General features: G+C 39.3%; 16 protein-coding genes. 8 read left to right on the forward strand and 8 right to left on the reverse strand.

The genetic code is table 11. The features are described 5' to 3' along the window. Nucleotides 1-49: 49 nt before the first annotated feature. The gene (locus tag JZO83_RS00535; RefSeq protein WP_207114738.1) at nt 50-1,291 is read right to left on the reverse strand and encodes an SAF domain-containing protein; all 1,242 of its coding nucleotides are present in this window, start codon (nt 1,289-1,291) and stop codon (nt 50-52) included. A 264-nt stretch (nt 1,292-1,555) separates the two neighbouring features. On the opposite strand from JZO83_RS00535, the gene JZO83_RS00540 reads away from it, so the two are divergent. From JZO83_RS00540 to JZO83_RS00550, 3 genes are read left to right on the forward strand one after another with little or no spacing between them, the layout of a single operon-like run. Continuing rightward, the gene (locus tag JZO83_RS00540) at nt 1,556-1,948 is read left to right on the forward strand and encodes a transcriptional regulator GutM (RefSeq protein ID WP_207114739.1); all 393 of its coding nucleotides are present in this window, start codon (nt 1,556-1,558) and stop codon (nt 1,946-1,948) included. Further along, nucleotides 1,948-2,469 carry a PTS glucitol/sorbitol transporter subunit IIC gene (locus tag JZO83_RS00545; protein WP_207114740.1) on the forward strand — a complete coding sequence of 174 codons (522 nt, stop codon included), beginning with the start codon at nt 1,948-1,950 and terminating at the stop codon, nt 2,467-2,469. Before JZO83_RS00540 ends, JZO83_RS00545 begins: the two co-directional genes overlap by 1 nt. Before the next feature lie 26 nt (nt 2,470-2,495). After that, nucleotides 2,496-3,491 (forward strand): PTS glucitol/sorbitol transporter subunit IIB, encoded by a 996-nt coding sequence (locus JZO83_RS00550; protein WP_207114741.1) that lies wholly within the window; start codon nt 2,496-2,498, stop codon nt 3,489-3,491. Between the two features lie 201 nt (nt 3,492-3,692). On the opposite strand, the gene JZO83_RS00555 is transcribed toward JZO83_RS00550, so the two are convergent. The 3 genes from JZO83_RS00555 to JZO83_RS00565 all read right to left on the reverse strand — a co-directional run bounded on the left by JZO83_RS00555 (nt 3,693) and on the right by JZO83_RS00565 (nt 4,924). After that, nucleotides 3,693-4,049, reverse strand: coding sequence for a DUF1622 domain-containing protein (locus JZO83_RS00555; protein ID WP_207114742.1), 357 nt, complete (start codon nt 4,047-4,049; stop codon nt 3,693-3,695). Beyond that, a complete protein-coding gene (locus tag JZO83_RS00560) occupies nt 4,049-4,411 on the reverse strand; it encodes a DUF1622 domain-containing protein (protein WP_207114743.1) in 363 nt (120 codons plus the stop codon). The genes JZO83_RS00555 and JZO83_RS00560 overlap by 1 nt, the downstream gene beginning before the upstream one ends. A gap of 261 nt (nt 4,412-4,672) precedes the next feature. Beyond that, nucleotides 4,673-4,924 carry an AbrB family transcriptional regulator gene (locus JZO83_RS00565; protein ID WP_207114744.1) on the reverse strand — a complete coding sequence of 84 codons (252 nt, stop codon included), beginning with the start codon at nt 4,922-4,924 and terminating at the stop codon, nt 4,673-4,675. A gap of 223 nt (nt 4,925-5,147) precedes the next feature. Between JZO83_RS00565 and JZO83_RS00570 the strand changes: the two genes are divergently transcribed. Both JZO83_RS00570 and JZO83_RS00575 read left to right on the forward strand, forming a co-directional pair. Next, complete coding sequence (locus JZO83_RS00570) at nt 5,148-5,276, forward strand: methanol dehydrogenase (RefSeq protein WP_206855610.1); 129 nt, start codon at nt 5,148-5,150, stop codon at nt 5,274-5,276. Nucleotides 5,277-5,294: 18 nt separating this feature from the next. Next, on the forward strand, nt 5,295-7,019 hold the full coding sequence (locus JZO83_RS00575; RefSeq protein ID WP_277990886.1) for an oleate hydratase: 1,725 nt from the start codon (nt 5,295-5,297) through the stop codon (nt 7,017-7,019). Nucleotides 7,020-7,136: 117 nt separating this feature from the next. On the opposite strand, the gene JZO83_RS00580 is transcribed toward JZO83_RS00575, so the two are convergent. After that, nucleotides 7,137-7,964: a hypothetical protein gene (locus JZO83_RS00580; protein WP_207114746.1), complete on the reverse strand. Its 828-nt coding sequence runs from the start codon at nt 7,962-7,964 to the stop codon at nt 7,137-7,139. A gap of 245 nt (nt 7,965-8,209) precedes the next feature. Between JZO83_RS00580 and JZO83_RS00585 the strand changes: the two genes are divergently transcribed. Then, nucleotides 8,210-9,343, forward strand: a complete 1,134-nt coding sequence (locus JZO83_RS00585) for an alcohol dehydrogenase catalytic domain-containing protein (RefSeq protein ID WP_207114747.1) — start codon at nt 8,210-8,212, stop codon at nt 9,341-9,343. A 25-nt stretch (nt 9,344-9,368) separates the two neighbouring features. Continuing rightward, the gene (locus JZO83_RS00590) at nt 9,369-9,683 is read left to right on the forward strand and encodes a YrhK family protein (RefSeq protein WP_206855597.1); all 315 of its coding nucleotides are present in this window, start codon (nt 9,369-9,371) and stop codon (nt 9,681-9,683) included. Between the two features lie 159 nt (nt 9,684-9,842). On the opposite strand, the gene JZO83_RS00595 is transcribed toward JZO83_RS00590, so the two are convergent. Continuing rightward, complete coding sequence (locus tag JZO83_RS00595) at nt 9,843-10,307, reverse strand: GNAT family N-acetyltransferase (protein ID WP_206855595.1); 465 nt, start codon at nt 10,305-10,307, stop codon at nt 9,843-9,845. A 195-nt stretch (nt 10,308-10,502) separates the two neighbouring features. Between JZO83_RS00595 and JZO83_RS00600 the strand changes: the two genes are divergently transcribed. Beyond that, a complete protein-coding gene (locus JZO83_RS00600) occupies nt 10,503-11,231 on the forward strand; it encodes a class I SAM-dependent methyltransferase (RefSeq protein WP_207114748.1) in 729 nt (242 codons plus the stop codon). A 124-nt stretch (nt 11,232-11,355) separates the two neighbouring features. Here JZO83_RS00600 and JZO83_RS00605 read toward each other — a convergent pair whose 3' ends face one another. Both JZO83_RS00605 and JZO83_RS00610 read right to left on the reverse strand, forming a co-directional pair. Further along, nucleotides 11,356-11,757 (reverse strand): MmcQ/YjbR family DNA-binding protein, encoded by a 402-nt coding sequence (locus JZO83_RS00605; protein WP_207114749.1) that lies wholly within the window; start codon nt 11,755-11,757, stop codon nt 11,356-11,358. Between the two features lie 121 nt (nt 11,758-11,878). Continuing rightward, nucleotides 11,879-13,132, reverse strand: coding sequence for a PTS sugar transporter subunit IIC (locus tag JZO83_RS00610; RefSeq protein WP_206855586.1), 1,254 nt, complete (start codon nt 13,130-13,132; stop codon nt 11,879-11,881). Nucleotides 13,133-13,138 lie beyond the last annotated feature (6 nt).

A 13,138-nucleotide genomic window follows, 5' to 3' on the forward strand; every position in this document is an offset into this window, starting at 1 on the left:
TATTGATTTTAACACACTTCAAATTGCTGACTATCTCCAAAATCAACGATTAGAACATGCTATCTTGTAGCTTTCTAAGTTTCCAAACTGTCGTTGATTGGTCTAATTCAACATCCTCTTCTGTGATAAATGTGCCTTCCTTGATTGTGCGTTTTGCTACGACTTCTCCTGAAATCAAACCGATTGGGATATGTCCTTCGCTGACCATGTCGACATGCGTCTCTAACACGCCGCGAACACTATAACCACCAATACCATCTAAGCGCTCGCCTTCTTTGATCGTCTTTTTCGCAACTGCCACAGTTTCTGAAATCGGTGCGCCAAGAGGAACGATTGCATGGTCATTTCGTAAGACCGCTTTGGCAATCGTGATAGGTGTTTCTAAACTTGCTAAATGGAACGGACGGTATAATAGATGATGATCGCCCTCTTTTTGCATCAGATAATTCAACTCATGCTTCACTCCGTCATTTTGACCTTTTACAATGACAAAGACACCAGGAGCCAAACCATCTACATATTCGACTACCCCAAATTTATCAAGGATCCCACCATTTTCTTTAATATCCAGATCTTTAACTACTGAAGTTTGATCGCCAGCGATTCCATGCATTCCCACTTTATCTGGTACAAATCCAATCGCATTTGATAATAAGTTCATTTCTGCCATTGTTTTTGTACCATCTTTAAACGCAGCTAACATATGAGGTGCCATTTTTTTCTTCAATGCTTCTTCGCGGCATGTATCCGGATTTGCAGAAATATTCAGTTTGTTGTTCTTCCCTTTACCTGCAACTAATACTTCCATCCCCATTGATTTGGCAAATTCGAAGAGTTCCGTTGTCGCAGCTGGCTCATCCCCATCTGACCCCGTGTAAACTAAATTCGCTGTCTGATACAGTTTGTGCATCAAAGAACCTACGGTAATATCAATTTCAACATTCAACAGTACTAGATGTTTCTTAGCTACCAAGGTTTCCATAGCGATTTTCGCCCCTACTTCTGGTACACCGGTTGCATCAACAATCACTTCAACATCCTCTGAATAAATAACTTCTTTAAAATCAGTGACTGTTAAAACTTTATGTTGGCGTGTGCTTGAAGCTTGGTAAGCCGCCGCCGCACTTTGTGCAAAATCTAGACGAATATCACTGATGCCTGTTACAGCCATTCCAGGAATCGTAGCGATTTGTGCAATCATACCAAAGCCCATTTGACCTGCACCGATCACTCCGATTTTAATTGGTGCTCCTTGGTTCTCTCTTTCTAATAATTGTTGATAAATAGTCATTCTCAGCTCTCCCTTAACAAAATATACTTGACGTAACATTTGATACAATCCAATAGTAAAATGTTTGCTTACCAATTGTCAACGCTTACATTAAAATAAAGTGTGTACACCCTCATCTTTACCTAATGTTCCTCAAAATTCACAAAGTTCACATTTGTTCCATAATAAAGAATATGTGAATTAATGGTTGACTTTCACAATTTAGCAATTTAGTATTTTAATTATAAAGCGCTTACAAATAACACAGGGAAGGAGATTTATCTGATGCTCCAATATAAATCACTTATTTTCTTGCTCGCTGCTTGTTGGGTGATCCAGATCCTATTATCTTATTTGCAGCATATCAACTACCGTAAAGAGTTAAACGAGATCAAAAAACGCCACACTGGTTTTTTAGGCGTAGGAGTCGCAAAAGCGAAGTTTAATTTAGGAAGAGGCGTGATTCTTTTATTAGTAACGGATCAAAACGGCCTGATCCTATCCTGTAGGGAAATGTCAGGGATCACAATATTCGCTCGATTCAAAGAGAAAAAAGAGTTTATTGGAAAGAAAACAAATGAAACATTTAGCTTACTTTCTAATAAGCAAAGAAAAGCAGCATTTGAACAAGCACTTCAATTGATCCAAATTGAAAAAAATAGACTGGAGGTAGTGTAATGGATTTTTTAGTATCGATTGCAGAAAATTTTATCGGAGTTTTTGATGCTGGTGGCGAGAACTTTATGGGGTTGATCACTGGTATTCTTCCAACCTTAATTGTTTTATTGACATTTGTAAATGCTCTCATCGCTCTAGTTGGTGAAGAGCGTGTATCAGCATTCGCTCAATTCTGTACGAAAAATATTATTTTACGTTATAGCGTCTTCCCCCTTTTAGCTGTCTTCTTCTTAACAAATCCAATGTGTTATTCTTTTGGACGTTTCTTAAAAGAGAAACAAAAACCCGCTTTCTATGATTCAGCTGTTTCATTGGTTCACCCGATCACTGGACTATTTCCCCACGCAAATGCTGGAGAACTCTTTGTCTGGACGGGAATCGCTTCAGGATTGACAACTTTAGGTCTATCCGTGATGCCTTTAGCTGTTCGCTACTTTTTAGTGGGAATGGTTGTCATTACGATTCGCGGTATCGTTACAGAATTATTGACAAAAATCATGTGGAAAGAAACAGCTGAATAAACTGTCATCGAAAGGGAGGAAAATTTATGTCCAATAAAGTCATTGTAAGTCAAGGTACGAAAGGTTGGGGAGGTCCATTAACTTTACAACCAACAGAAGAAAAAACCGTGGTCGCTTCAGTCACTGGTGGCGGCGTCCATCCAGTTGCTCAAAAAATCGCTGATTTGCTAGGTGTAGAGGCCGTTGACGGTTTTAAAGAAAAAGTCGAACCTGAAAAAATGATTTGTGCGGTTGTCGACTGTGGAGGAACAGCTCGTTGTGGCGTCTATCCAAAGTTGAATGTGATGACCGTTAATTTGCATCCGACCACACCTTCTGGGCCTCTAATGAAATTCATCAACGAAAAGAACTTTGTTTCAGGTGTCACACTAGAAGATATCGTGGTCGCGGGTGAAGAAACCGCTACTCCTGTAGCACCCGCAGCAGAACCTGTGCCAACGAAAAAAGAACAGGTAGCTGAAGCAAAAGCTAAAGTTGCTGAAACCCAAGGCGGCTTTTTAGGTCTGATCAATAGACTCGGTCGATCCGTCGGGAATGTCGTCGGAATTTTCTATCAAGCAGGTCGTGACACGATTGATATCGTCATCAAAAATATCTTGCCTTTTATGGCATTTGTCAGTATGTTAGTAGGAATTATCAACTACACAGGTATCGGTGATATCATTGCAAGTGGTGTCAAACCTTTATCTGGCAGTGTCGTCGGTTTAGTGATTCTTTCGCTGATTTGTTCGATCCCTGTTTTATCACCCGTTCTAGGTCCTGGAGCTGTTATTGCTCAAGTCGTTGGCGTATTGCTCGGTGTGGAGATCGGCAAAGGAACGATCGCCCCTGCGATGGCCTTGCCTGCCCTTTTTGCCATCAACTCTCAAGCAGGCGCAGATTTCACACCAGTTGGTTTGACCCTTGCCGAAGCAGAACCTTATACCGTTGAAATTGGTGTACCTGCGGTTCTTTTCTCTCGATTATTAACTGGTCCTTTAGCAGTGATCCTAGCTTGGTTAGCTAGTTTTGGCTTGTATTAAGCCAAACAGATCGGAAAACCGATGCTGGTTTGAATAATCGTCATTAGATGATTGTCTTAGTAATATGCAATCCCTTAAAAAAAAGCGCTAAGTCCCGAAAATCGTTCATCTGATTTTGGGGATTTAGCGCTTATTTTTGACGCTGAACTCTTCTGTTACAGCTTTATTCTCTTGTCTTTTCTCTTCATTTGACCATTACTCTCAGACATCCGCTGGGCCGATTTCTTTATTCAAGAAATAAGAGATGATCGTACGAATCACCACTAATGCAGCCAACTGAAAAATATCCTGTAATGTTGGTTTGATGATCGACTCAATGATCCCAGCAGAAATCAAGACCTCTAAACTCAACAAGATATAGCCACCTAACATTTTTTTGATCCCATTGTTTTGATGGACTCGTTCATTCTGTTTAAATGACCGGTTCAAGGAATCTTTCAAAAAATCTTTGACTGAAAGAAATCCTCCCCATAATAAAATCACAATAGCGAAAATATCTAAAATCAAGACGAGCCATTCAAGGTATGGATAAAGAAGCGTCATCCAGCTAATTTCCATCATACTTCCCTTCTTTCATGCGATACATGTCCTGCTATTTCTAAATTCAAGAAATAAGAGATGATCGTGCGAATGATGATGATCAATGCCAATTTCAAAATATCTGTCCAAGTTGGTTTGATCACAGATTCAATGATATCGGCAACAACCAACACCTCTAAACTCAATAAAATATAACTAGCAAGCAGTTTTCGAGCCTCTGCATTCCGCCGATTGCGTGTCGCATAATCTTTGATCAATGGACGCTCCATCATCAAATTTTTTAAAACTAAAAAAATACCTACAAGCAAGACTAAAATCGAGAACACATTCAAAATCGCAATCAACCATTCCAACAAATGGACTAACGTTTCATTAAACATCCTGACACCCCACTTTTTCTTCTACTCCTATCCTACTAAGAGTAAGGAGTTTCGTCCAGTTTAAGTAAAAAAAGAAAACACGGATGCTTGTGTTTTCTTTTTTTAGATATAGTGTAGATTGTAGTGGTAGTTCATTTGCTATAGATCTAAAACTTGACACCCGATAGATAACTTCTATTGCTTGATAGATCGTACTGACAAAATGACTTATATTTTCTTCAGATAAAAATAATTCATTTTCCCCTTCATTGATCAACTCATCTACTCACCCCAACCATATGTACTAAAAGTATCTTTCATTTCAGTCTCGGAAACTACTAAGCCTTTTGAAAAATCAGCAAATGCTTTTTCTATTTCTTTACGTTCTCGGTCTCTCACCACTTCCTTTGCTTCGATCATCAAAATTGTGCCCTCTGTCGGATAACTCAAAATGGCATCCTCATGCAACTCAAGTTCCTTAGGCAACATGACACCGACACTGTTTCCTATTTTTCTTACCTTTGGACTCTTCATCTTTTCCCACACCTTTCTGATTCAAATAGATTATAACTTGTCTTCAAAAAAATTTCTTTCCCTCTTTCTTAAGAATCTATTACAAAACACACTGAAAAACAGACACTTCCTGCAAACTGTCAAAAATCCTAGCTACTCACTTACCCTATCATTTGGCATATTTTTTCAAACGCTCTATGCTTTTAAGTAGAAATAGTTCACAAACCAAAAGGAGGTTTTTTTGATGAACAAAAAATGGTTAAAAGTAGGCATTAGCTTAGGATTAGTCGCTTTAGGAGCTGTTTATCTTGGCAAAAAAACAGGCTTACTAGAAGATGATAGTCACCTTTATGATGAATTCGAATCAATCTAGACCCATCGCTTGAATGCAATGAATGAGGAGATATTGGAGGAACGGACAATGCAAAAAAAGAAAGCAATTATGATTGGCGCAGGTATCGCAAATATGGCAGCGGCTGTTTATTTGATCCAAGAAGGAAAATGGCGGGGAGACCAAATCACTTTCTACTCCTTGGATGATCATGGATCAAATGATGGTGCTCCTGTTGATACTGTTACCGATGAATATTGGAACAAAAATCATCCTTTAGAAAATCAAAAAGGATACGTGGCACGTGGTGGACGTATGTTGAACTACCGGACGTATGTCGATTTGATGGACTTACTCAGTCGTATCCCTTCTGCGACAGAACCGGGCATGACTGCGGAAGAAGATACACGTGATTTTGATGCAAAACATCCGTCTTTCGATAAAGCACGGTTATTGGAAGGCGGTAAAGGAATCATTGATGGCGGTAAATTAGGCTTTAACAATAAAGATCGCGTATTACTAACAAAACTGATCGCTATGCCGGATTCAGAAGAAGAAAAATTGGATAACGTGACTATCGCTGAATATTTCAAAGACGATCCTCATTTCTTTGAAACAAATTTCTGGTTTATGTGGGAAACCACTTTTGCGTTTCGGACACGTAGCTCCGCACAAGAATTACGTCGCTATATGCACCAAATGATTTATGAATTTACTCAAATCGAGCATTTAGTCGGTGTTAATCGAACACGCTACAATCAATACGAAAGTATCATGTTACCATTGATCAACTATTTGAAAGAACAAGGCTGTAAAATCATTTTGAATCGTCGCGTGGTTGATTGGGAATTCAAAGAAACAGCGATGCAAGATGAAATCACAGTCACAGGTTTGAAAATGATCAATACAAAAACACAAGAAGAAGAACATGTCGTAGTCGACGGAGATACGGGTGTATTATTTACGAATGGGTCAATTACGGATTCTGCCACACTTGGCGACTATGAAACACCAGCAGCGGAAAATATGGATTATGGTGCTGCTTCAAGTTTATGGAAAAAAGCCAGTGAAAAATTTTATAATCTTGGTAATCCAGATAAATTTTTCGCCGACCGAGACGCAAGTGAATGGGTCAGCTTTACGTTGACAACGAAAAATCATGTATTGCTAAACGAGATCACTCGTATCACCACCCAAGAACCAGGTAATGCATTGAATTCATTTATTTCAACGACACCGATCACACCGCTTGGTCATAAAGATGTCAATATGTCGATCGTCGTTCATCACCAACCACATTTCACTTCACAAAAACCGAATGAAACAGTTATTTGGGGTTACTTCTTATACCCAAGACGTCGTGGTGAATTTGTCGACAAAGAATATATTAAAATGAACGGGAAAGAAATGCTGGAAGAATTGCTTGGCCAGCTATCAAAAGTTGATCCTGGTCCAATAAATATTCGTGAAAAAGAAACTGAGATCTATGATAGTGTCATCAATAACATCCCAGTCTACATGCCGTACGCTTCTGCTTTGTTCAACAATCGTGCGAAAAGTGATCGACCAAAAGTCATTCCTAAACATTCAACAAACCTTGCCTTTACGGGTGAGTTCGTTGAACAGCCGTATCAAATGATCTTTACTGAACAAAGTGCTGTCCGCTCGGGCGAAATTGCCGCATTCCACTTTGCAGGTATTCCTATGTCACGTTTGGTGAAAACACCCCGCTATGACAAAGATATCCCTACATTATTGCGTGCAGCGAAAAAAATGTTTGATTGAGGGTATGGTATAGTCCGTCAAAAATAGCTATTTCAAGCCGCTTCAGTCTAAAAAGTCTGCCACCTGTTTAACTAGGTGGCGGACTTTTGGTGTTTCATCTTTTTTTCTATTGATATCTCATTGCTTCGCTTTCTTTTTTTCTCTTTTCGTAATGATCCAAGCGAAGCCACCAACTAAGATCTCACTTCCGCCGATGAATAATAAAACAAATGCAAAATTAGTAAGATACGTTCTCATCAAGTCTTGAAGTGAATCCATCTGTTCTTCGATCTGCAAAATTTGCGCATAGTATAAAGTGGCGGCAAACGCTAAACTTATCACCCCTGCCCCAACCAAACTAAACGAAAATTTCTTGATTCGTGAGCGGATAGAACCAGGATTCAAATAAATGAAACCTACGAAAATCAAAACACTCACACTAGCAATGACCCAAGCATAGGTATGGACCTGTTCCCTCAACTCATTGATCCCTTGAATGAAAAGATACAGATAGCTTGGTTGCACACTTCGTTCAAAAATGCCGATAATCATATGTAAAGCTAATTCTTCACCTGCGACCCCTTCTTCAATATCGATGTCATGTTCTGTTTTATATGTATGGATCATCTCTTTGATGTGTTCTTCCAATTCGGTCACTTGGATCAACTCTGGCTGTCCGTCCCGATAGGTTTCTTTCACAAAATGTTCGATATTCTTTTTGACCAAGTCTTCGGACACACTGTCCGCAAGCACCTCTGGGGCAACTCGAGCTTCTTGGTGGTAGCTCTGGACACGCCCATTGATCTCTCTCGTTACTTTTTCTATGTAGTTTGCTTGTTTCATTTGTTCATTCATGAATTCTTCGTTGGCTAAAGCCGTGTAAAAACTACCTCCGATAGATAAAAAAAACAACAGAACTGTACATATGAATCCTATAATTATCTTGATGATTCGATTATTTCTCATTTCTCTCCTTTCCTATTCCAACAAAAAGTGTTGTTTTACGATTGATTTTACTAAAAATCAACTACTATAATTATAACTTTCACTGGATAAATCTACAACTTTCTTTTTTTAATAACAGTTATTTTACTCTTTTTTCCAAAAGCTAAAAGCGCGTATCATTGTGAAAAATAGTGAGATTCCCTTAGAATGAATTTATAAATAACTATTGTTAGCTTTATGAACGAAAACAGGAGAGGAGCACTACGATGAAAGCAGTTACTTGGCAAGGAAAGCAAAAAATGGAAATTAGAAATGTCGATGATCCAAAAATTTTAGCACCCACGGATGCAATCATCCGTATCACTGCAACAGCGATTTGTGGATCTGATCTCCATCTTTATCACCATGGGGAATCCGTAATGGAAAAAGGTTATGTCGTTGGGCATGAGCCTATGGGGATCGTTGAAGAAGTTGGTTCTGAAGTGAAGAAGTTGAAAAAAGGACAACGTGTCGTTATTCCTTTTAATATTAGTTGTGGTCATTGTCATTTTTGTGCAAACCACATGGAAAGTCAGTGTGACAATTCCAATCAAGAAGAATTGTACGGTGGCTTATTCGGTTTCGGTAAATTGAATGGGAATCACTGGGGCGGGCAAGCAGAGTATCTGCGCGTACCTTTCGCCGATTCTACGTCATTTGTCGTTCCAGATAATGATTTGCCTGATGAAAAAGTCTTATTTTTATCTGATATTTTACCAACTGCCTATTGGAGTGTCGCAAATGCTGGCGTGAAAAAAGATGCCACTGTTGTCGTTTTGGGTTCAGGTCCAGTCGGTTTATTTGCACAAAAATTTGCTGTTATGGCAGGAGCAAAGCGTGTCATTGCTGTTGATCCGGTGGAACACCGATTAGACAAAGCAGTTCGTTACAACCAAATCGAAACATATCTATTAGATGATATAAACCAAGCTGGAGATGACTTATACGAATTAGCTCGTGGTGGCGCAGATGTCATCATTGACTGTGTCGGAATGGATGGTCTAGAACCCACAAAAGAAAAAGCTAAAAATCTAGTCAGTCTACAAAGTGGTACGATCTCACCGATCCAAATGGCAGCGAAAGCGGTGAAAAAATTTGGTACGGTTCAAATCACAGGTGTATATATGACACCTGCTTCGTCGTATCCGCTTCAAGAATTCTTTATGCGAAATATCGATGTAAAACATGGACAAGCACCGGTCGTTCATTTGATGCCGAAAATTTATAACATGATCGCAGAAGGATTATTTGATCCAACGCAAATCATTACTCATTCTATGCCATTAGAAGAAGCGGCTCGAGCATACGAGATTTTTGATAAAAAAGAAGATAAAAACATCAAAGTTGTCTTGAAACCTTAGAACAAAAATTAGTTAGGTGATTTACATGCCAAAAATCAAACGAAATACCCATGATGTCGAGATTGGCAAAGAAGAAGATATTGAGATTCGTGGGCGGCGTTTTCGTCTGTATTTCCAAAACCGCTATACATTGATTTCCTTAGCGGTTGATTTACTCACAGGAATCTTTTATGTCTTAGGAAGTATTGCTTTGATCACAAAAATCCCTGATTATTACAGCAATTACTTATATTTGGCAGGCGCCATCTTCTTGACCACTCGCCCCATCTTGCGTATCGTACGGAATATCTTTATTTACGATGAAAAGAAACAACGGAGAGAACAAGCAAAGAGGTTGTGACAGAAGTGCTCAACTCCGAGAAATAAGCGTGACCCCCAAAAAATTGTTCTTCAAATTTTTGGGGGTTCACGCTTATTTCTGTAGGAGCTACTTCTGGAACACCGTTTATACGGTTATAGGAAGTACAAAGGCACTACTATTTCAGGCTCGTTTCTCTTTTTATCCAATGGTGTCACTTTGATATAAACGAGTGGATGTTCCGCCTTCTTCCTTGACCGTGGTCAAAAACGACCAATCGTATCGTTCATAAAAGGACGTATGATCTGTGATCAAATACAGTTTTTTGAATCCTAATCGATACATTTCTTTTCTGCTTTGTTCTAGTATCCACTTTGCTAACCGTTGTTTTCGTTTTTCTGGCTCAACGTACAAGGCACAAAGATTAGGAGCCAAATCAGGACGATCATGGAAATCATTTTCGATGACACCGGCGCCCCCAACAATTGCTTCATTTTCATCCAGAACCACGTACCATTGTGGAATGCTGTCCTTTTTAACGATACCCGTATGAATGCTTTCTTCATAAACAGCAACAGGAATCCCCCACTTTGAAGAAAACCAGCGGGCAGTTTCTTTTAATAGTTCTGGATGTTCACTTAATCTGATCCATTTATACGTATTCAACTTTTTCACCCTCCATTCGTTATCCATGCGTTCGACAAATAAATGATTCATCATTTTTTATTGATTGTGAATTTTTGCTTCTTTTTCTGAGCTAAGCTAAAATAGGGGTCAAAGGAGTGAGCGAGATGATTGCACACAAAAGAGATGAGCTCCATGTAGTTTAAGCCAATAAAAAATTACATGGAGGAATCAATCATGACTAATATTTACGACGATCAACAATTTTTTGACCAATACAAAGAAATGCCTCGCAGCAAAAAAGGATTACAAGGTGCTGGCGAATGGCCAACGCTTGCTAGTATCTTTCCAGATCTTCATGACCAAACAGTCCTTGATCTTGGATGTGGCTACGGCTGGCACTGTCGTTACGCCGCTTCACAGGGAGCAAAAAAAATCATCGGTGTCGATTTATCTGAGAAAATGCTAGAAGAAGCACGCGCTCGAACCAACGATCCCAAGATCAGTTATCGACAAGACAATATTTCAACGATTCAATTTGAGAAAGACTCGTTTGATTTCGTATTCAGCTCTTTGGCTATCCATTATGTGGCGAATTGGGCGCAACTCGTCAAACATGTCCATCATTTTCTAAAACCGCATGGACAATTTCTTTTTTCCGTTGAACATCCTGTTTTTACAGCAGACGGTCGACAAGATTGGATTTATGGCGAAGAGGACCAGATCATGCACTTTCCGGTTGATCATTATTTTGACGAAGGCGAGCGCCACACGAATTTCTTAGGCTCTCCTGTAAAAAAATACCATCGAACGATCACCAGTTATCTTGAGACTTTATTGTCCAATGGCTTTCAGATCAACCATGTATTGGAACCTATGCCACCTACTCACATGCTAGATTTACCTGGGATGAAAGAGGAATTACGTCGTCCGATGATGCTGATCATTTCTGTGACAAAAATGTAGAGTCACATCATCGATATCAACTAGTCTAGCTATACCCAAATCTTATTAAGCGTCTGGAAATAGGTTTTCCCTATTTCCAGACCTTTTTTATCAACTAAAATATGATTTCTGCCGATTCAAGGATTCAATCCTCTTCTATCACTGAGTGTTTGATTTCTTCTTGTTGTTTTTTAGAGAATTTCGCTAGCACTAATTCATAAGAAATCAAAATCATTTTTTCGATTTCTTCATCTGATAGCTCATCTTTAGCTAACATGATCGAATTCCAATGTTTCTTATTCGCATAGTAACCAGGAATAATGATCTCAGGATATAGCGTCCGCAATTCTTCATTTTTTTCAGGAAAATGTTTTAGCGTGATCAGTGCTTTTTCATTTGCTTCTGGGCTCATCATCCCAAACTGCTTGCCTAATAAATCAAAATAAAGCGTCTCCCAGTCTTCACGAAAATACACTTTTGCAGCCGGTAAAGAACGACCATATTCTTGGAATCGCTCGATCCTTTTTTGGATATCTAAAGTATTCATACACTAGCCTCCTAACGAAATAAAATGCTTACAAAAACTATACGTTGCTTTCCCAAAAATAGCAACGATAACAGTAGTAATGCAAAAAACGGAGAGCACGCATTGGCTCTCCGCATTTTTATTAAGCTTTTAATGTTTCTTTTTTCATCTCTTGGATCGTTGCTACTTTAACAAACGGTAGGTAGATCAAAATTGAGATCAATAAGTTGACCGCAGATAATACTGCGCCAGATAAACTGTTTGTTGCTAAGAATCCGCCGATCACTGGTGGTGTTACCCATGGTGGCATCACTGTAGCTGCTGGCACAAGTCCTGTTGATGTCGCAAAGTACGCAACAGTTACTAAAACCATTGGTGTTAAAATGAATGGAATGAACATCACTGGATTCAACACGATTGGTAAACCAAACATCGTTGGCTCATTGATGTTGAAAATACCCGGTGCAATCGATAAGTTTGTTACGACCATATAAGGTTTATTTCTACGTCCTACTAAGTAGATCGCAATCAATAATCCTAGTGTCGCACCTGTACCACCTAAGTTGACAAAGCTGTCAAAGAAAGGTTTGTTGACGATAAATGGTGCGTTTTGTCCATTAGCAATCGCTTCTACGTTTGCTTGGATCGCTGGTGCATTGATTGTTTGCATCAATGGATCGACCATGTTTGCTCCGTGAAGTCCGAAGAACCAAAGGAACGGTGTAATAAATGCAAGTAATAATGCAGATGGATAAGAGTTAGCAAGACCCATAAATGGTTCTTGAACTACTGTGTAGAATGCACCGACAATATCAGCAACACCAAATGCAGCGAAAATCGCAGCGACTAGTGCAAATACTGAGATCGTGATCATTGCTGGTAGCAATGACGCAAATGCTTTCGCAACTGCTGGTGGCACTCCGTCTGGCATTTTGATGATCAATTTTTCATTTCCGCTTAAACGTACAAAAATCTCTGTTGAAATAATACCCACAATAATTGCAATAAATAATCCGTTTGAACTCATACCTAGAGCGCCGCCTAGTGCGAAAAATGAACCTAAAGAAATCACTCCGGCAGATACGCCGTCTTTACGGTAACCATTTGCTAAATGATATGCTAATAAGAAAGCAATCAATACAGAAAGAATCGCGAACGTTCCGTTCCATGCAGCTGCACCGAATCCTTTCCATGCTTCGCCGCCAAAAATCGAATTCATCAATTCTTGGAAACCAGGAATTGGCAAGTTATTGATCATAACAGCTAAAGCGCCTAAAATCATCAATGGCATGCTGACCATAAACGCGTCACGAATCGCCACTAAATGACGTTGCGCACCGATCTTCGATGCGACTGGTATAAAATGTTTTTCCATAAATGCTACAAAGCTATCCATATCTTT

Origin of the sequence: Enterococcus sp. DIV1298c (genome assembly GCF_017316315.1) — a bacterium.
Classification (GTDB): Bacteria; Bacillota; Bacilli; order Lactobacillales; family Enterococcaceae; genus Enterococcus_B; species Enterococcus_B mangumiae.

Coding starts and splice junctions, on each gene's coding strand:
- JZO83_RS00535 (WP_207114738.1), bottom strand. CDS start 1,291: ATGACTATTTATCAACAATTATTAGAAAGAGAGAACCAAGGAGCACCA.
- JZO83_RS00570 (WP_206855610.1), top strand. CDS start 5,148: ATGAACAAAAAATGGTTAAAAGTAGGCATTAGCTTAGGATTAGTCGCT.
- JZO83_RS00540 (WP_207114739.1), top strand. CDS start 1,556: ATGCTCCAATATAAATCACTTATTTTCTTGCTCGCTGCTTGTTGGGTG.
- JZO83_RS00605 (WP_207114749.1), bottom strand. CDS start 11,757: ATGAATACTTTAGATATCCAAAAAAGGATCGAGCGATTCCAAGAATAT.
- JZO83_RS00585 (WP_207114747.1), top strand. CDS start 8,210: ATGAAAGCAGTTACTTGGCAAGGAAAGCAAAAAATGGAAATTAGAAAT.
- JZO83_RS00610 (WP_206855586.1), bottom strand. CDS start 13,132: ATGGATAGCTTTGTAGCATTTATGGAAAAACATTTTATACCAGTCGCA.
- JZO83_RS00545 (WP_207114740.1), top strand. CDS start 1,948: ATGGATTTTTTAGTATCGATTGCAGAAAATTTTATCGGAGTTTTTGAT.
- JZO83_RS00600 (WP_207114748.1), top strand. CDS start 10,503: ATGACTAATATTTACGACGATCAACAATTTTTTGACCAATACAAAGAA.
- JZO83_RS00550 (WP_207114741.1), top strand. CDS start 2,496: ATGTCCAATAAAGTCATTGTAAGTCAAGGTACGAAAGGTTGGGGAGGT.
- JZO83_RS00590 (WP_206855597.1), top strand. CDS start 9,369: ATGCCAAAAATCAAACGAAATACCCATGATGTCGAGATTGGCAAAGAA.
- JZO83_RS00565 (WP_207114744.1), bottom strand. CDS start 4,924: ATGAAGAGTCCAAAGGTAAGAAAAATAGGAAACAGTGTCGGTGTCATG.
- JZO83_RS00555 (WP_207114742.1), bottom strand. CDS start 4,049: ATGGAAATTAGCTGGATGACGCTTCTTTATCCATACCTTGAATGGCTC.
- JZO83_RS00575 (WP_277990886.1), top strand. CDS start 5,295: ATGAATGAGGAGATATTGGAGGAACGGACAATGCAAAAAAAGAAAGCA.
- JZO83_RS00580 (WP_207114746.1), bottom strand. CDS start 7,964: ATGAGAAATAATCGAATCATCAAGATAATTATAGGATTCATATGTACA.
- JZO83_RS00560 (WP_207114743.1), bottom strand. CDS start 4,411: ATGTTTAATGAAACGTTAGTCCATTTGTTGGAATGGTTGATTGCGATT.